We start from the raw sequence: 18,385 nt of genomic DNA, 5'->3' as shown, positions 1-18,385 counted from the left end.
ACAATAATGTCTAAGGAAAGTGTCAACGTAGTTTAGCTCTATTTGCTGTTTCTGTTAAATATTCAAGTTGTGATAATTGCCGAATAATCATTTGATTATCATCAGCATGTTCTTCCAAAAGGTCAATTTCTTCTTTTAAAATTTTTAAGTTATTTATGCTTTCATTAGACATTCCCCCTTCATCTCTTTCGGAAAAAGAAGATTCATCTCCAATTGAAGAAAGGATGTTTGAGATTAAATAAGCGTCAATTTCAAAAAATATGGGAACATCGATAGCTTCAGATTCAATCGCTTCTCGTAAATTGAATTCTTCTTCACATCCACAATCCTCATCGCAAATAAAATTTTCTAGTTCATCTTCAGTAAGAAAAACATCAGTATTATTTTTACATGTATAACGATATTTTAATTCAAGTGTTCTATTATCGTTTATCGAACTGATATATACGAACAGAACAAATATTTTTGAGAGTTCAATATTAAAAACTTTTGAGAATCTGTATGGATTTAGAAATTTTTTCCCGTTCTTAACCTCAGAATCAATAAAGTAATTTAATTTCTCATAAGTTTCGTCAAATGGATATAGCTCATTGAGACTCGGATTTCTCTGATATAATTTTTCTAAATTTGTTTTTAACATTGTCATTGATTTGTGCCCTCGCTTCAGATATTTTTAGCGTATTTTTTATTGATTTAACTCTTCCGCTGATTCTTTTATCATTTTGATAATAAATAAAAATCAAATGATCATTACTTAGTGTTATTTTAATTTCTTGAGAAAATTTTTCTCCTGATGGAATTACTGTTGAAACATGCAGCCCAAGTTCATTTATCAACTTGATACCATCGACTACCTCCTGAAGATGCCAGTAAAAATCTGATGTATATACTGGAAGTCTCTCTTGATTTTTAGTTGTTGATTTTGTTACCTCCCAGTCACGTACTGTAAATGAGAAAATAAAATCTTCAAGACCATTAATAATATGGGATTTCTTTTTTAGCTTTGTGAAAGCCTTCATGTTTTTTAAAAATTTAACGCTCATTCCAACACTATGATTATCAAAATCCTTAAATTTTTCATTTATAAAATCTTCAATATCACTTGTATCCTTTTCTTCATTTTCTCCTAGAATTCTCGAAATCATCGAATCTCTATCTTCCTTAAATAACTTATACATGGCTAGTTCAAAAGGAGACTTATTAAAAGCTTCATTTTCTGTATTAAATGATTTAAGATTATTTAATTTAGTTACTTCATCTTTCTCCTTATTCATTTCCTCGTCTAATGCAATCCTAGCAATCTGGTCACCAATAGAACGAATAGCAAGTTTCGACTCTACAAGCCCCTTCATTCTGCTATACAAAGTTAAAGTAGCAACTTTTTCGTTTGCGAATTTAGAAGTAATTGTTTGATTAATATCAGCTGATTCTAAAATGATTTTTTTCATATCAATTGAGGGATTACATAAATCCTTTAACGTATTCTCATTATATGATAATTCGAAAAAATCATTCTCAAAATCAAACGTATACTTAACAAATACTGATTTTGTGTTTTTCTTTTCAGTTTGATAGATCACACCGATTTTTTCATATAGTTCAATTTTCTTATTATCTTTATATATACTAAAATAATTATCGTTTCTTAACTTTATATCTGTAACTTTTGCAGGAATGTATTCTCCTGTAATTTTCGGATCATAATTTTTTATTAACAATAGATACAATGAGTTCAGGTAATCTTCTAAACAATCATAATTTTCGATTGAGTAACCCATCCCGTAAACTCTTCTAACATTAAAATGATATTCTAAATTAGTTAAATATTGTTCGTGAAAAAGTTCTGCATATTTCTGCCCACGATTAAAGAATTCATTTTTTAGTTTTTTGACATATCCGTCAGCCCTAGTACCTGCAGAAGCATTTTTTCTATCGATAATAGATAATATTGCCTCAATTTTTTTATCCCCGCTATTGTATCCTCTTTTATTCTTTTGAAGTTCTTCATTATGATAATTTGTAAAACTATCTGCATCAAGCTTAATCATGCTTTTTAAGATATCATCCAAAGTAGTATTCGTGAAAATATTTAATAAATTATCCTGAATATTTATTTCTATTGTTGTCTCCATGTTTTAGCCCCCAAAAATCAATCTACTGATTCATGATAAAACTAAAATTGAAAATTCACCTAATAAACAACCTAAAAAACGTATGACATTTTTCGACATTTTTTTATTTTATCAAAAAATATTAATCTTTCTATGTGAGTTTCGGTTTTTCCGGAGCGATTGGTTCGACTTCACCGTATCCCATATCTACTTGCCGTCGATGTAGTAGGCCATTCCGTAGGGATGATGAAAATAACGTTTTGGTTCTTCCGGTGGACAAGATGTCTTGCGATTGACAAGTTCGATGCATGAGTTGTGCGATATTTTATCGATCACCTGTGTGCCTGACTGGTTCATTTTTCAATCCATTCGGCTTGATGGTGGCTGATTCATAGCAATTGCAACAACAGGAATTGATAGTTTATTGTTTCATCGCTTTTTCACTTCTTCATTCATAAATTTAGTTGTCAGAACCGAAATCATCCCAAACACTGACGCAATAGGCGACGATGCCGAGCAGTTTGTCCTTTGCCTCTTTGTACGTGTTCCAGTTTAAGTAGCGAATAATTTCGATAACGACGTTATCCGTGTACTTAAATTTCGGCCGGTGCCGGAGATTCTAGATTTCGTTCAGGTCCTGGTCAGTTTCGTCGAAGTTCTTCACGGATCCAGAGCAAGAAACGTTGTTCCGCCTCTGCCTGCCGAAGTTGTTCGAGCAGCATGACCGCTTTCTCTATACTACTAAACGGTCAACTGTTCCGCTGCACTTCACTCGGTTGATAACTGACTGTGATTGTAGGAGCTGAGCGTGCCTTTAACGATTCGATGCGGGCAGGTAATATGTACAGACTTTTTAGTTTGCTTTCCACGAGAACGCGTTTTGCTTTTGTTAGCTAAAGTGAATATTCTTCGTTTTTCTAATATAACGCAAAAAACCGCTCAACAGAGCGGTTCGTGAGGAAAATCCCGATTTTTACATCAACTGTGCAATGAGTGTGCAATGGGATTTTCTAAAGGGCTAGAAATGGCTTAAGCCTGCGGTCTTTTCCGGCGCAATCCGTAGTACTGATAAAACTGAACTTCGATGTTCCCGTTATACAGCTTACGGCGTTTCGTCGCCGGGCGGCCGAACGCTTTCTCGAACTCGACGTATGACGTGATCATATAGACACTGTAATACGGGAATTCCTTAAAGGCGTTACCGACTTTCCGGTACAACTGATGGACTTCACGTGCGTCCTCGAGACGTTCCCCGTACGGCGGGTTGCCGATGATGACACCAAAGTCTTCCTTCGGCTTGAAGTCGGCTGCGTCGCGTTGCATGACGTTGATCGCGTCCCGGACGTCCGCGAGCTCAGCGTTTTGTTTCGCGAGCTTGACCATCTCGGGATCGGTATCGTTGGCATAGATTTTGAGCGGCTTGTCCCACTCGGCTTTTTCGTTTGCTTCCTTGATTGCGTCGAACCAGGCTTTTTTCGGAATCGCTGCCCATTCCTGCGAGACGAACTCACGGTTGATCCCAGGTGCGATATTGCGTCCGATCATCGCCGCTTCGATTGCCAGCGTTCCTGAACCCGTAAAGACGTCGTAGAGCGGCATGTCCGGCTTCCAGTTCGTCAGCATCAGCATTGCCGCTGCCATCGTCTCTTTCAGCGGTGCCGCGGAGTGGAACTCACGGTAGCCGCGTTTATGGAGGGCGTCGCCTGACGTATCGATTGTCAGCGTCGCGATGTCTTTTAAGAGTGCGACTTCAATCGGGAAGCTGGCGCCCGTTTTCGGCAGCCACTCGTCCCCTTTGTTGTACGCTTCCTGCATGTGCGAGACGATCGCTTTTTCCGTGATTTTCTGACAGTCACGGATCGAGAACAACTTCGATTTGACCGAGCGGCCGTTGACGACGTAGTTCGCTTCCCACGGGAGCAGTTCGCTCCACGGAAGGTCTTTGACTTGATCAAATAATTTTTCGAATGATGTCGCTTTGAATTCCGCAACGACGAGTTTGACACGGTCCGCTGTCCGTAACCAGAGGTTGAGACGGGGAATGTCCTCCATCTCACAGTCGATGTATACTTTTCCGTCCTCGACCGTACACTCATATCCTAAATCGCGGACTTCTTTCGCGACCAATGCCTCGATGCCCATCGCTGCCGTCGCGATGACTAAACGTTTTGCCATGATTGTTCACGCTCCTACCTGTTTTTAAGATTTCCAAAATCATTTCAATAAAAAAAGAGCCCAGTTGGACCTGGACTCTCGTTCAAAGTAAAAATAACAGCCTATGTGGTCCTGTAAGCCATGTTCTGTTCCCTAGTGTTGCAAACGGTTTGACCCTCACACGTGGGCGACAATCATCTATCTCCGTATTTACATACGCTCTCCTTCGCGTTCAGTTCCGCTCCGGAAATTCCCCTACCAAATTTGGGTTTCTCGCTCGTGGGGTTTACCTCGTTCCACCCTTACTGTTTCCAGTAAGGCTCCGTCACTGTGGCACTTTCAAGAAGTTTCGGCCGTATCCGAAGACTTAGGCGTTCCTTCTGCCGTCAGCACGACGCTGCCTACACTTATCTTTTCGTGTAGCACGATCACTACAACCATCGCAGGTTGTGCGAGCATGGACTTTCCTCAAAGCACCGAAGTGCCCCGCAATTGTCCGAACCAACATAGTCACTGCTTAACAGTGTAGCGTACTCCCCTGTTTCCCGCAAGGTTTATTTTCAAAAAGGACAATCGAAAAAGTTGCGTTTTCACGTGATTTCGCGGTATAGTACAATGGTTCAGAAGGGGGCATGTACTATGAAAAAACGACGCTCTGGTACGAACCAGCGTACCGTCCGGAAGCTGACGTTCTTGATCGAAATCGATGAAATCAAGGCGCTGCATCTCCGCAACGGCATCTTTGCCTTTTATCGTAAAGGAGAACTCATCCATGCGTTCGAGCCATTTAACGTCAAACAACCGGATGCGTTATCAAAACGAAGCTATCATTTCGACCAACACGATATTCTTTTGATGAACGAACGATTCCCGCAACAAATTCCACTCTATGATGAAGCGATGACATTACGCTCATGGGCGGAACAGGTTGAATTCGGTTTGTATCAACTAATTGATTCGGGACGCCTCTCGTTTGTCCATGAGGATGATACCGGGTATAAAATGGAAGCTAAAATCGAGTGGACAGGTGAGACGCTCACCGTGCCGACTCCCGTTTATAAAAAAGGAAAAGACCCAAAGCAAGATCTTTGAGTCCTTTCTTCGAGCCAGTTCCTCACATGAGGAATCGGCTTTTTTTATTTGATTATTTGACCGTCAGGACACGTTCGACCGTTCGTGTGTGGCGGCCGGCAGATGTCGTGAAGACGAGTTTATACGTCCCTTTGTCCTTTAGCTTGTAGGAAAACTTATACAAACCATTCAGTAATTTTTTATCGGTAAACGTTTTAACTACAATGCCATTTTTATATAAACGCGTTCTGGTTTTTGCATTTGAATATTCATTAAAATAAAAAGAAAATGTTTGATTGGGCTTCACGACAGACGGTATTGAAATTTTTGAAATAGGAGCAGGGATTTTTGCCAAAATACCTGCATTCAACCGGCCATTCCCGTAATGAAGTGACGTATCCCCTGATTTTTTGGTTGCCGCTGCATAAAGTTTGTTCCGAAGTGCATTATTTGAAACAAATGGATTTTTTGATTTTGCGAGCGCTATGACGCCACTGACGATCGGCGTTGCCATCGATGTCCCGTCAAGGTAGCCATATTTATTCCCGACGATTGTCGAGTAGACGCCTTCCCCCGGTGCCATGATGTTCAGTCCACGTCCGTAGTTCGAGAACGATGACGCTCGACCAAGCGCCCCAACCGATCCAACTGATATTACAGAGGTCATTGATGCCGGGAAAAGTAATTTATTGCGTCCATCGTTTCCAGCTGCACCAACAACAATAATATTTTTCGCTTCTGCTTTTTTCAGCGCTGCTTCCATATATGGATCGAATTCGTATTGACCGAGCGACAGATTGATGACGTCTGCGCCTTGCGCGATTGCGTACAAAATCCCGTCACCGATATCAATCGAACTTGCGAAATCGCCGTCAAACACATCCGCGCCAATCAACTTGACGCCGGAAGCGACACCGACGATGCCTTTTCCGTCTTCTGCAGCTGCGACGATTCCGGCGACATGCGTTCCGTGGTCATCCGGTTTACGGATTCCGGAAATCGTCGTCGTCTTATAGATGACGTTCTTGAATTCCGAGTGTTTCGTATCGATCGCGTCATCGATGATCGCGACGCGGATATCTGATTTCCCATGACTGTACTTCCAGTAAGTAGGGACTCTAGATTGATCAAGATATGTTTGTTGCAGTTGTGCGGAATCAACGGCCTTTTCGACCTCTGTTACTGGAATTAAATCTGTCTCAATTTCATCCTCATCGAGGTGTGCGAGTGGCTCGACGAGCGAAAATCCGTCCTGTTTCAGCGGACGTACTTCTTTTAAGCCTTGGTCTTTTAACCAGGTTTGTTTTTGTTGGTCAGTGAACGTCGGATCGTACTGGACATATTGGGAACTAGCGAGTGCCGTCGTCGGCAGACCGACCGCAAGCGCGACAGTGAGTGATACAAGTTGCTTTTTCATATGGACCCTGCCCTTCTATTAGTACACGACGATTCGATTGATTTGCTGATTCAACGGACTTAAAAAGGAACAGTGCCACCTGATTCTTCGCTGACTTCAAATGAAGTGATTTTCCCAATCGTGACATACGCATAGTACCGTGCCAGGACGGCGCGCCAACGCGCGGCGTCAATCCCCGTCAAGTCTTCTCCGAGCGGAGAACCGTCAAATGTCTCAAACTGCTGACAAAAAAACGCTTCTTCATCCTCGTTCCATATTACAGATTCGCCAATGAAACCCGTTGAAAATCTGACGAAATCCGCAATCGAGGGACCGATTACTTCTGCCGGGAGGCGTTCACTCATTCTCCCGACCAGTTCATAGCGGTCGCGCTGAGCTTGATCCGCGTCTTCTAACGTATGACAAAGTAATACTTCGCGATTGATTTCAATTAGAACGATGTAGTCACCGCTCGGTACATTGACGTGTATCATCACTACACCCCTTGGATTAAATTCGTGTAGTTTCTTGATGTGACTTGCTGTTCACTGCCTTATAATGTCCATTTTCGATCAAACATCAATTCAATCGGTTCGTTGTTCTTAGACTTTAACACATGGACGCGCGTCGTATCAATTTGATCGAGTAAATCAGACTTTTGGAGCGAGCGGATTTCAGTCGCTTCCGACTCGGCGATGCGCGCCCGGTGTGGCTCAAGCAACGCTTGTTGCTGACTTGCGAGAGCGTACCAGGCAAGCCGCGCAAACGGCTCGTCTTTCGCCGTCTCAAGAGCGTAACTTTCAAAAATGTCCGGCAGATAGCTGCTGAATTGATCGAGCGCATCAATACGTTCCGCTAAATCGAGGACCGTCAACCAGCTCGGTAACGATAACAACGATTCACTTGACCACCAGTCGATTAAATCGACGTGCTCTTTAAAGAGTTGTTGTGCTTCCGTCCGGTCGATGAAGTGATGCATCGTTTGAATCAATTCATTCCAGGCGATCGTCCAATATTCTTCCGACGGGTTCGCCGAGATGAAGAATTGACGATACACCGTCAACAGCTCCGATACGTCACGGAGCGTTTCGACTTCCAGCCGCTGGTTGAGTCGACTGACTGCTTTCGTGAAATAACTTGGTTCTAATGTTAGCGCCATATAAAGTAATTTCGGGACATCTTTCAAATCTCCTTGATCGACAGTCTCAAATAATTCTTGAATCCACTCTGGTTGTTCGTTCGTCATAATAAATTCTCCTCTACGTAGTAAATTTATTTACTATACCCGAAAAGAAATAAATGTAATCCTCTTCTTTAAAAAGCACCAATCCGTTTAGCTGTTTCTTCTCCACATAACACGATCAACAATGAGCCGGGCGGAATCGTTTCGTCGAGCCGCCGGTTCAGGTCAAGTCGCTTTCCGTCGGACAAAATCGTCACGCCTTCTTCGAGCATCGCATGGAACGCTTCACGGTACGTCGTCCACTCCGGTCGTACCGGAATCGAGAACATCCCGTCCCCGTGTTTCGTCAATAAGTTCGTCACGACTTTCGTCACACCCGGGTGATGGGAGGCGAGAATCGCCATCCGGGAAATCGTTTCGTCCCCGAGAATGACTTCGTCGACCTTGATTTGTTCAAAGCTGTCGAGATGTTCTTCAAGCATCATCTCGACGATTGTATAAATATCCGGATTCGCGCGTTCGATACTTGAAGCAATCAGCAGCGTCCGGCCGTCCGCCAGCGCCGGTGGCATTGAATGATCGGCGAGGACGATTGCACGCGCCGCCTGTTTGACGTTCGCCCGTTGTAACGTCGAGGCGAGTGCCGGGTCCCCGTTGACATAGTGGAACCGTTCGTGACTGAATGGTTCCCGCTCCAAATCATCGACGAGGATGACATCCGTCGTCTCGAGCAGTTCCTCGATGACATGTTTCGACCGGCGGCTGTAGCCGAAGACGATCGTATGGCCTGACTCTTTCACTTGCAACAACCCTCTCTCTTTTTGATCGCGGATCACTTGGACTCCGTCGACGAGCTTCGAAATTAAACTCCCGACGATCCCGATCCCGAAAATGAATACAAAAATCGTCATCATCCGCCCGAAATCCGTATTCGGGAAGAAATCACCGTATCCGACCGTGACGACGGTCGTCATCGTCCAGTAGACGGCGCGGAAATACGAGCCGAACGTCTCCGGTTCGACGAGATACATCAGCAAGGCGACGCCGAACACAAAGAAAAACGACGCATAGCCTAGCGTCCGCATCTTTAAAAAGGACATCTTTCGTAAAAATCGAAACCAAATCATCCTTTTTTTCACTTCCTTTCGAACAATATCTCTTCGCACCCTGTTAATAGGGGCGAAGGAGGTGATACACATGACACAAGCGGAAGAAATCAAAACGAGTCTCGTCGTCGTCTTCGAACGAGCGGATAAAGTTTCACCGAACGGAGATGCCCTCATCGCCCGTCGTCGCTTCAACGGACTCCGTCCAGACTTAGCACCTGAAGCTGTCGCTGCAATCGGTCAAGCCATCGGCGCAATAATCACAGGAACATACACACACAGTGAAATCAGTCGTGACTACGCTCTACTCAACGCCTAATCTTAAAGGAGGATTCTCATGGAACATACCATTTTATTGACGTTCGACACATCGACGAACAAACCGTTTCGCCTTCGGTTATCCGGTGCGAAAGCAGACACGACGGTCGCTGAGGTCAAAGCCCTCGGCAACTTGATGGTCGCACACGATCCGTTTTATAACGGCATCATCAAACTGCGTGAAGCCGAACTGCAAAACAGCTCGGAATCCGCCTACGTCCTCTAACACGCACCAGTTGTCATCATCACCGATTGAGGTGATGATGACTTTTTTTTGGTATACTAGTGTTATCAACCAGCTGGAAAGGAAGTCAATTTATGGCCAAACGCCCTCTTACCCCTCGCGAATGCGAACTCGTCGTCTGTAGTCTCTATGTAATGGAACTGATTCCATTCGAAGGAATTATGGAACGACTCGAGTCGATCACGCTCCGAGACATCATCGGACCGGTCGCGACCGGTGACGCGACCCGTCAACAAGCAGCGGAGTCGCTTGATCAATACATCAAGGTGCGGCGCCGCCGTTTCCGTAACGTCCCTCCGGAACATTTATGGTCGCTCGACGACCGGATGGAGCAGGAAGCATTACGGATGATCCGTAAACGCTCTCCCCTCTCTGCCGGAGAGAAGCTCCAACCGAAAGCAATCCCGTTCGAGATGGGTGACACCGTCGAGATGAAGGTCACGGAGATTCAGGAACGCAACAGTAAAGTGACCGTCATCGGGAAAGTCGGACAAGTCACGGCAAAACTTCCCGTCGCGAACCGCCAAGCGCTCAAAGGCAGTAAAACGATAGCAGCTTGGGTGACGGGCATCGAGAAAAAACCGGCCTTGATCCACTTGTCGACTTCCGACTACGGAAAACACCAACCGTCGGCTGAAGTCCTCGCGGCATATGTGACGGCCATCCGGGGCTTACGTCAGTTTTTCGAAACGAACGAGCTGCCTTCGACAGAAGAAGTCGATTTAGCGAAATCCCTGTTCCAACGGATGATCCGCCGCGATCAAAATGACTGGTTCACGGTCTATGTCGCAATGGGCCGTCCCCAACTCGACCATGTCCGCCGCTGGGTCAAGGTCATCCAAATGCTCGGCAAGTCACTGCGTGGCGACGAAGATGCGACACGCCAACTGGCTTCACAGGAAGATCGCTTCTTCAAGGACGCGTTACTCCGTGCCTGCCGCTCCGTCGAGAAGAATCTCGATTCGCGTACGTAACCTCTTTCGACTCTCACGCATGAAATACCTATTAAATGAAACCGATTTTCCGAAACAAAAAAATGCCGCTACCGTCGAACACTTACTTCGAGGTAGCGGCATTTTGAAATTAAGTGATGTCGAGCGTCGACTCGAGGGCCCGACACGTTCTGCGGATCGTCGGTAAAAAGTCCGTTCGTTTCGCGACGCCGCCTTTAATATGAACATGATGAATCCCTTTTGTCCGTTGAATCGCCGTCAGGACCGTGACGAGTTCGACGAACCAATTCGAAATCAGTTCTACGACCTGCTCATCAAAAGCAGCCGCTCCATACACATCATACCCGTTCTCGCAGAGATGGTTCGGGAATTGTTGCTTAAACCGAAAAATTAACGTCTCCGTCGTCGGAATCGACCATTGCTGAAAGAGGATGCGTCGCTCATGATCCATCGACGTTTCAATCACTCCGTCCGTCTTTAACTTTGGCTGACTACCGATGTTTAAAATCCAACTCGTTTTCTTTCGTTCGCCAGTGGAAGTGATCGTTCGCATGGTTTCGTCCATCTCCTTTGATGTGTAAGCGTTTACTCTCTTATTCTACAAGCCGATTGACCTTTCGTGCAAGTGACAAACTAATGAAACTGAACGATGCCTTCGTCTGACGTTTAGTCTAACAAACTTTTCCGCTGTTGACGATGTCAGTAATTAACAACATTCCCCGCGTCTTGCTTTTTTTAACCGCCTGGACGCAAATCGGCAAAAAATGATTGAATCCTTCGACACTATCCGTCCCGTAAAGAAATAGCTACTAGCTCCATTAAAAATGTGATACCATTCAGTGGAATCATCGAAAGAGGAGAGAACATTATGCGAAAGTTTTTACGAGTTAGCATCTTGTTCGTACTGTTCGTCCTCATCGCCGGCAGCTTCGTCTACTGGCAGAATCGGGAACGTGTCCAAAATGAATTGTATCGTACCTATTACGGGCAATACGGCGTCCCTGCCGAGAACATCGACATCTACGAACAAGCCGGTGACCGTTATGAAATCGATTGGAAGCTGTTAGCAGCAATCCATCGGGTCGAGACGATTTTTTCGAACTCTTCCGCGATGCAGTCGTCCGTCGGCGCCATCGGTCCATTCCAATTCATGCCGAAAACATGGGTCGGTTGGGGATATGAAGGTGGTACGTCGCTTGGTGACATCGAGCACGACGGGATTGATTTGACGGATCCGGAAGCAATTGAAAAGTATGGCGGTCTTGGGGTCGATGCTGACCAGGACGGCAAAGCCGATCCGACGAACCTGACGGATAGCGCCCATACGGCAGCGAAGTACCTCAACCAGCATGACGTCACGAAAACATCTGAACGCCAGACGCTCGAGTCCGCACTGTTTGAATACAATCGCAGTGAACAATATGTCGTCGACGTCCTCGCACAATACGATAATTATCAACAGCAAGTCGAGACGATTGATGCGAACGACCTCGACTTCAAACAAAAGACACTCGCCCTACTTCTTCGCGTCAGCTCACGTTTACTCAATTAAAGGAGGCACCACCATGACACAACCCGATCTTTCATCACTTCAGATCGAGGAATCGTCAATCCGCGTCAAGACGACATTTGATGCAGACAAGACGAAACGTTATTTGCGAAGCTACATCTTTGACGACATCGAGGAAGGGACGCACGTCGCCGCGATGATTTATACACCGCGGACGACGGACGCCTTCTTGTCCGGGACGACGACACAACGGGCGTATAACTTGATGAAGAAACACGTCAGTGCTCCCGTCAAACAATACGATATCATCAGCTTGATGCCTGATTTACTCGTCAGTGAAGATTTACCGTTCGCCCAGGCGAGCTATGACGAAATCAACTACCAGTTCGTCGAACAGACGTTACAGCAAGTCCGCGCCAAAAATGGAGTTGTCTTATGCGGATGGGGCTCCCCCGGTCGCTTGATGCACCACTTGCCTGCATTCGAAGATTTATTCAACGAATATGCCGACATATTATACTGCTCCGGCATCACGTCTAAAGGCGAACCGAACCACTTGCGTCTGACCGTCGACGACAGTCCGATGATTACGTATCGTGAGATGCAACAAAAAGCGAAAAAACTGCGGCGTAAATAATGCGTCAACAAAAAGGTGTTCTTCCCGGTTCTTACACACGGGAGAACACCTTTTTTTAGGACGATTAAAGCATTTACGTCTGGATGCTGTCTTGTCTCATCGGTAAAGCGGTTCGAATCACTTTTCGACTTCGACTTCCAGAATAGCTTCGATTTCTGCTTCGACTTCTTTATTCACCATCTGCGAACGTTTTTTTCTCAATTCAAGATCCATTTCTTGGTCGATGAACTGGTTCGTATGCTTATCAAAACAGCTGTAACAAACCGCATGAAAGTCTTTTTCATCTGTCTTCAACGCTTTAAATTCCCACGTTTCCAGTTCCAGATAACTGACTTGGTTATTCGTTTCTTTTCCACATATTTCGCACGTCATGTTCATTCCGCTCCCCTTTTCAGACATCTTGCTTACTTTTTCCTAATTGGCGTTCTTTGATTCGTTTTAGACGTCCATGATATTTCATGATGTTCGCTTGTGATTGTTTGGCTTCTTCACTCGTCGGTTCCAAGTTCTCGATATCCCAGTATTTCACGACGACATCTAATACTTGGTCGAAGTATTGGAGTGGTCCGTAATTCGTATCGACGGCGATGGTTTTCATGCGCTCGGTAAAGTCCGGCATGACGGCACCCGGCATCGAGAAGTTAATGATGACATCTTCAAAGAACACGATGAAGTTCGGATCGAGCTCAAGGTGTGCCTTTACCGTATCGCGATAGAACGCATAGTGAAGGGCTTCGTCTTTCGCCAAACGGCGAAGCAGCGTCGCCAAGTCTTTGTCATGCGCCCCTGCCACTCTCGCGACGTTGTTATAGAAAACGAGTGTCGCAAGCTCCTGCAACGACGTATAGGCCATTGTTGCTAAAGGATTCGTAAAGTCCGGGAACCAACCACTTTCAACGACGCGTCTTCTTAATTGATGCAACCGTGTCGGATTGACGTTTCGTGTCACAAGTAAATACGTTTCGAGTAAGCTCGAATGCTGATCTTCCTCCGCCGTCCACGTACGGACGAAATCATTGATGACCTCCATCGAGTTTTTAAAGGTGTAATCCAAATGCGACGTGTACCAAGGTAAATTCACTTCTGTCAGCAAGGCCGTTTCCACCGCAACGATGACACCTTCCGGAAGCGTGACTTGACTTTCCTCCCAAGGAACCCGTTTAAATGACATCGCCTTGTCCCAAGGAATGAATTCGTGATAGCTCCAGTCGATATGTGCAGAGCGTTCCTTATGTAATCGATATAATTCTTGAATGCGCGGTTCTAAACGAATATCTAAATCTGAATTTAACATGATCATGTCTCCTTTAAGATGTTTTTTTAACCTTAACCCATTTAAATGTATTTAACCATTATAATGATTTAAATCAAACTTGTTTATGGCTATAACATTTTAAGGAGCAGGTCGTATTAGCTACTGTAGACATTATAAAGTGAGACGCCGTCCTATCCAAGAAAAAAAAACCTGCATTCACAGATTTTTTAAAAATCCATGCATACAGGCTTATGACTCACTTGAGAAAAATCGCTAAAATGATTTGAATACTATTCATCCTGTCGTTCATTTTCGCGTCAGTACAGCATCAATTCAAGTAAACAGTCGACGATATCCTTCTCAAGATCCAGTGCCTGGAGCTGATGCATCAAATTGATCGGCTCAAGACGTTGCGTCAACAGACGATAGAGACGGTCCTTCAAGTCGTAGCCGATTTCCGCCTGATCGAGGAACTCATATAAGCGTTCCATCCGATTATCGTTCGTTGACATTTCGACTTGGAGCGATAACGTGACCGTTTCCGTCACTTCACCGAGCGAAACCGTCAACGATTGTTTTTTCGGGTCATATTCGCCCGGTAACGTTTCTCCGTCACGGACGATATACCCTTCGTTGACACCACGTAAAATCACGGTGATGACCCGTTTTTCAGGCAACAGTTCCTGTTTTCCGATTGGTGCTGCGATCGTCATCGTCCGGGCGACCCAGTCGAGTTCGAACGATGTCTCGACGTTTTCCCCGTCCCGGTGGGCGACACCGACACTGTCATCTTCAAACAGCGTGAATTGGTTCGAGGCGCCAGGGAATACGTGAACATCGAGGTGTTCCGGATTATGCAAGGCGTTCGAGTGCTCGACGTGTCGACCGAGCGGAATGATCGCGCCTGCTTTCGCGAGAACCGCCTGTTCGTCAAGCTTTCGGAACAGACGCATTTGTTTCCCGCCTGTATAACGGTGACCGGAGAAGAAATCGAACCATTCCCCGTCCGGCAACCACGCCGTCGTCGCCGCGACGTGTAATTTCTGATTCATCGGTTCGACGATCGGTGCGACCATCATTTCCGTTCCGAAATAATACTGGTTCGGGACGGCATACGCAAGTTCGTCTTCCGGATGCTCATAATACATCGGTGAGACGAGCGGCAATCCGTCAAAATGATTGCGGGCATTCATCGTGTAAATATACGGGACGAGTTGATGACGCAACCGTAAATACCGTTTCATGACTTGTTCCGCCTCGACCGAATACCGCCACGGTTCCTTCCCGTTAAAGATGCTCATCGTACTGTGCAAACGCATGATCGGGCTGAAGACGCCATATTGGAGCCAGCGCGTCGACAATTCATCATCTTTTTCACCGCGCTGGTGTCCGCCGATATCGTGACTCCACCAGCCGTAGCCGATGTTCGACGCCGTCGCCGTGAAGTACGGCTGGAACTTGAGTGATGCCCAAGAGATGATCGTGTCACCGGAGAACCCGACCGGATAACGGTGACTGCCGGGTCCTGCGTAGCGTGAGAAGATTAACGGACGATTGCCGTCACGGGCGATATCGAGCGCATGGTAATGATTGAGCATCCAGAGCGGGTCGAGCCCTTTAATCTTCGAGTTCGCTCCCTGTTGCCAGTCGATCCACCAAAAGTCGACGCCGTCCGCCTCATGCGGGTGATGCAGTTTCGTGAAGTAGTTTTCGATGAACGTCTTGTCCGAAAAATCAAACGGAATCCGGTCTTCCGTATCCGGATCAAGTCCCATCGCGACAGCCATCGCTTCATAAGCCTCTTCAAACCCGCGAATACCGTCCGCCGGGTGCAGGTTGAGCGTCACCATCCGGTCATCATCCTTCAACCATTTCAGGAAGCCTCGCGGATCGGGGAACAAGTCGCGGTTCCACGTATAGCCGGTCCAACCGCTCCCGTATTTTTCCGGAATGTCGGTCACGTGCCAATCCATGTCGATGACGCTGACGGAAAACGGGACGTCTTCTTTTTTGAAACGTGTCATCAAGTCTTTGTATTCTTTTTCGTTATAGCGCCAGTAACGGCTCCACCAGTTCCCGAGAACTTGACGCGGCAGCATCGGCGTCGGTCCTGTTAAATGATAGAAGTCCTTCAGCGCTTGTTTATAGTCATGACCATAACCGAAGTAATAAATATCTTTTGCCCCGGCTTGGCGCGGCTCGACGAAATGATCTTCTGTCAGGACGAAAGAAGCCGAGTCGTCAATCGCCGCGTACCCTTGGCGGGAGATGATTCCTTCTTCGAGCGGAATCTCCCCGTCCGCATGGTCGAGTGTCCGCGCCGTCCCTTTAAGCGTCCGGAGCGGTCCGCCGAATGTATAGCGGCTGTAGTACGTACTGAAGTTCCCGAGCACGTCGACATATAACGTATTCTCAGCGAACGGACCTTTCGTATAGTGGAGGTGCACATGTTCCGTGATGATTTGCAATTCCGTATCGTCTTCAACGATTCGGAATGACGGGACGGGAAAATCGCGGTTCCAGACCGTTTGCGTCGGCCGGTCCTCAAAGCGACCATCCTCCGCGTATTCCATCCGAATCATCCGACTCGTCAAAATCGTGAAGCGGTAATGATCACCTTGAATGATTGCTTCCGGTCGTGCCAGTGGTTTCATGTCTCGCGTATAGAAATGGGATTCGTCAATTGTTCGCATACGGGATCAGGACGAAATCGTCCTTTTCACTTCCTTCCAAAAAGTAAGTAGTGCAACCGATGTACACCCTAAGTGTATAAAACTGTTTGTTCCCGTTTCAAGTTCCAACTAATCCATTATTCAAAAAAAGTAGTCCCGCCAATGCATTATCGACGGGACTACGAACTCTGCTTTTTATAATAAGGGCGAAATCAACCGCGAGAATGATTCGAACAGACGGAAACGAAGCGATCGCTTGACATAATCATTGGACGACAACTGAATCGAAACTTCGAAGTCATCGATGAAGTCCCGCTCAAGCTTCGATGCACTTTCCGTATCATAGAGAAACGCCATGATTTCGTAGTTGAGGACGAAACTGCGAATATCCATGTTCGCCGTCCCGACGACGCCGATCTTGCCATCAATCAACACAATTTTCGCATGGATGAAGTGACGGTTATACGTATAAATTTTCACTCCGTCTTTGAGCAATGGTCCGAAATAAGAGCGTGTCCCGTAATACGACGTGAAGCTGTCCCCTCGTCCCGGCGTCAAAATCCGGACGTCGAGCCCGGCCCGTGCTGCAAGCCGTAGCAATGTCATCGTTTCATTGTCCGGAATCAAATAGGGCGTCGCAATCCAAATCGAGCGCTGGGCAGAGATGATTGCTGCAATCAGGGCATTACGGATCGCCGGATCTTTTGACGTCGGTCCACTCGTGACGACTTGTACCGCCCCGTCCGTCTCAGCGTCATGTTTCGGGAAGTAGCGTGCTAATCCGTCCTCGCCACCGAACGTCTCCCATGTATCCGTCCCTTCAAGATGCGCATAAATCCAATCATCCAAAAACGTCGCCTGCAACTCCTTGACGGCACGCCCTTCGAGTCGAAGGTGCGTATCGCGCCAAAATCCAAATTTCTTGTTTTTACCATCGTATTCATCGCCGACGTTCAATCCACCGGTAAAGCCGACTTTGCCGTCGATGACGACGATTTTCCGGTGATTCCGGAAGTTTGCCGTGAAGATGAACAAGGGACTCGAAATCGGATCATACGCGGCGATTTTTGCTCCGGCGTCACGGAGCGGACGTAAAAAGCCTTCCCCGAGCATATAACTGCCGAGCCCGTCGTACATGAAGCGGACTTCGACCCCGGCTTCTAGCCGTTCAATCAATGCTTCACGGATCGCCTTCCCCGTCTCATCGTTGCGGTAGATGTAATACTGGATGTGGACGTGATGCTTCGCACTCCGGATCGCCTCAAGAATCGCCGGGAACGTCTCCGTTCCGTTCGTCAAAATTTTACTTGCCGTATGGACATCGACCCCGCCGCCACCGAAGTTTCGAATCGTGTTGGCGAGCTTCAGGTGATTTGCCGGCAATTCACTGACGGCAAGCGAACGGACCGGCCGGGTCGCTTGTTTGAGTAACATCCGCTCATCATGCGACCGGCGGTTCCGGCGACGGCGACGCGGGTTCCGACCGAACATCATCCAGATGATGACCCCGAGAATCGGTAAAAAGATTAAGACTAGAAACCAGGCAATCGTCGATTCTGCCGTCCGATTTTCGATGAAGATGATCATGATGACGGCGAGCGGCACGACGACCGCGGAAATCGTTAATACAAAATAGAGGTAATCCAATTGATACAATGTCCAAATGATACCTCCAGCGACTAAAAACACGAGCGCGAACTGTAAAACCCGATTGCGCACTGTACTTCCCCCTCTATGAAACATACTCTCTTATCGTCATTTCCCTGTTCCCTTTA

At 46.5% G+C, this 18,385-nt stretch carries 18 protein-coding genes and 1 other RNA gene; 6 read left to right on the top strand and 13 right to left on the bottom strand.

Translation table 11 applies throughout. From position 1 onward, the window contains the following. Positions 1 to 22: 22 nt before the first annotated feature. From KNP94_RS02980 to rnpB, 4 genes are all read right to left on the bottom strand, one after another. Positions 23 to 646, bottom strand: a complete 624-nt coding sequence (locus KNP94_RS02980; RefSeq protein ID WP_215115189.1) for a hypothetical protein — start codon at positions 644 to 646, stop codon at positions 23 to 25. Continuing rightward, positions 588 to 2,132, bottom strand: coding sequence for a hypothetical protein (locus tag KNP94_RS02975; RefSeq protein ID WP_215115188.1), 1,545 nt, complete (start codon positions 2,130 to 2,132; stop codon positions 588 to 590). The genes KNP94_RS02980 and KNP94_RS02975 overlap by 59 nt, the downstream gene beginning before the upstream one ends. A gap of 1,008 nt (positions 2,133 to 3,140) precedes the next feature. After that, positions 3,141 to 4,286, bottom strand: a complete 1,146-nt coding sequence (locus KNP94_RS02970) for a THUMP domain-containing class I SAM-dependent RNA methyltransferase (protein ID WP_088836883.1) — start codon at positions 4,284 to 4,286, stop codon at positions 3,141 to 3,143. A 109-nt stretch (positions 4,287 to 4,395) separates the two neighbouring features. Continuing rightward, positions 4,396 to 4,769, bottom strand: an RNA gene (gene rnpB / locus KNP94_RS02965) — RNase P RNA component class B. 135 nt (positions 4,770 to 4,904) lie between these two features. On the opposite strand from rnpB, the gene KNP94_RS02960 reads away from it, so the two are divergent. Continuing rightward, positions 4,905 to 5,357, top strand: coding sequence for a hypothetical protein (locus KNP94_RS02960; protein WP_235195231.1), 453 nt, complete (start codon positions 4,905 to 4,907; stop codon positions 5,355 to 5,357). A 52-nt stretch (positions 5,358 to 5,409) separates the two neighbouring features. Here the strand turns inward: KNP94_RS02960 and KNP94_RS02955 are convergent, their stop codons facing one another. From KNP94_RS02955 to KNP94_RS02940, 4 genes are all read right to left on the bottom strand, one after another. Continuing rightward, positions 5,410 to 6,753: a S8 family peptidase gene (locus KNP94_RS02955; protein ID WP_215115187.1), complete on the bottom strand. Its 1,344-nt coding sequence runs from the start codon at positions 6,751 to 6,753 to the stop codon at positions 5,410 to 5,412. Between the two features lie 59 nt (positions 6,754 to 6,812). Beyond that, positions 6,813 to 7,226, bottom strand: a complete 414-nt coding sequence (locus KNP94_RS02950; RefSeq protein ID WP_215115186.1) for a hypothetical protein — start codon at positions 7,224 to 7,226, stop codon at positions 6,813 to 6,815. A gap of 59 nt (positions 7,227 to 7,285) precedes the next feature. Beyond that, positions 7,286 to 7,978, bottom strand: coding sequence for a hypothetical protein (locus KNP94_RS02945; protein WP_215115185.1), 693 nt, complete (start codon positions 7,976 to 7,978; stop codon positions 7,286 to 7,288). Between the two features lie 68 nt (positions 7,979 to 8,046). Further along, positions 8,047 to 9,042: a potassium channel family protein gene (locus KNP94_RS02940; RefSeq protein WP_236549986.1), complete on the bottom strand. Its 996-nt coding sequence runs from the start codon at positions 9,040 to 9,042 to the stop codon at positions 8,047 to 8,049. A gap of 70 nt (positions 9,043 to 9,112) precedes the next feature. On the opposite strand from KNP94_RS02940, the gene KNP94_RS02935 reads away from it, so the two are divergent. From KNP94_RS02935 to KNP94_RS02925, 3 genes are all read left to right on the top strand, one after another. Beyond that, positions 9,113 to 9,340 (top strand): DUF1659 domain-containing protein, encoded by a 228-nt coding sequence (locus KNP94_RS02935; protein WP_214801289.1) that lies wholly within the window; start codon positions 9,113 to 9,115, stop codon positions 9,338 to 9,340. Between the two features lie 18 nt (positions 9,341 to 9,358). Beyond that, positions 9,359 to 9,565, top strand: coding sequence for a DUF2922 domain-containing protein (locus tag KNP94_RS02930; protein ID WP_029333475.1), 207 nt, complete (start codon positions 9,359 to 9,361; stop codon positions 9,563 to 9,565). A gap of 92 nt (positions 9,566 to 9,657) precedes the next feature. Continuing rightward, positions 9,658 to 10,557 (top strand): hypothetical protein, encoded by a 900-nt coding sequence (locus tag KNP94_RS02925; RefSeq protein WP_159172632.1) that lies wholly within the window; start codon positions 9,658 to 9,660, stop codon positions 10,555 to 10,557. 109 nt (positions 10,558 to 10,666) lie between these two features. Here KNP94_RS02925 and KNP94_RS02920 read toward each other — a convergent pair whose 3' ends face one another. Continuing rightward, positions 10,667 to 11,089 carry a hypothetical protein gene (locus KNP94_RS02920; protein WP_088836877.1) on the bottom strand — a complete coding sequence of 141 codons (423 nt, stop codon included), beginning with the start codon at positions 11,087 to 11,089 and terminating at the stop codon, positions 10,667 to 10,669. A 315-nt stretch (positions 11,090 to 11,404) separates the two neighbouring features. Here KNP94_RS02920 and KNP94_RS02915 point away from each other — a divergent pair, with 315 nt between their 5' ends. Together KNP94_RS02915 and KNP94_RS02910 are read left to right on the top strand one after the other, a co-directional pair. Beyond that, a complete protein-coding gene (locus KNP94_RS02915; RefSeq protein ID WP_029333472.1) occupies positions 11,405 to 12,088 on the top strand; it encodes a lytic transglycosylase domain-containing protein in 684 nt (227 codons plus the stop codon). A gap of 13 nt (positions 12,089 to 12,101) precedes the next feature. Beyond that, positions 12,102 to 12,683: a DUF1643 domain-containing protein gene (locus tag KNP94_RS02910; protein ID WP_029333471.1), complete on the top strand. Its 582-nt coding sequence runs from the start codon at positions 12,102 to 12,104 to the stop codon at positions 12,681 to 12,683. A gap of 117 nt (positions 12,684 to 12,800) precedes the next feature. On the opposite strand, the gene KNP94_RS02905 is transcribed toward KNP94_RS02910, so the two are convergent. From KNP94_RS02905 to KNP94_RS02890, 4 genes are all read right to left on the bottom strand, one after another. Next, positions 12,801 to 13,061 (bottom strand): hypothetical protein, encoded by a 261-nt coding sequence (locus KNP94_RS02905; protein WP_214804857.1) that lies wholly within the window; start codon positions 13,059 to 13,061, stop codon positions 12,801 to 12,803. A gap of 13 nt (positions 13,062 to 13,074) precedes the next feature. Continuing rightward, positions 13,075 to 13,977, bottom strand: a complete 903-nt coding sequence (locus KNP94_RS02900) for an acyl-ACP desaturase (RefSeq protein ID WP_088836876.1) — start codon at positions 13,975 to 13,977, stop codon at positions 13,075 to 13,077. 278 nt (positions 13,978 to 14,255) lie between these two features. Then, on the bottom strand, positions 14,256 to 16,592 hold the full coding sequence (locus KNP94_RS02895) for a glycoside hydrolase family 31 protein (RefSeq protein WP_251132549.1): 2,337 nt from the start codon (positions 16,590 to 16,592) through the stop codon (positions 14,256 to 14,258). Positions 16,593 to 16,805: 213 nt separating this feature from the next. Further along, entirely contained in the window at positions 16,806 to 18,329 is a 1,524-nt protein-coding gene (locus KNP94_RS02890) for a cardiolipin synthase (RefSeq protein ID WP_088836874.1), read from the bottom strand. Positions 18,330 to 18,385 lie beyond the last annotated feature (56 nt).

The sequence above is a fragment of the Exiguobacterium sp. s80 genome (assembly GCF_018618725.1).
Lineage (GTDB): Bacteria > Bacillota > Bacilli > Exiguobacteriales > Exiguobacteriaceae > Exiguobacterium_A > Exiguobacterium_A oxidotolerans.
The sequence above is the reverse complement of the archived record's forward strand: the minus strand, read 5'-3'. Positions and strand labels throughout refer to the sequence as shown.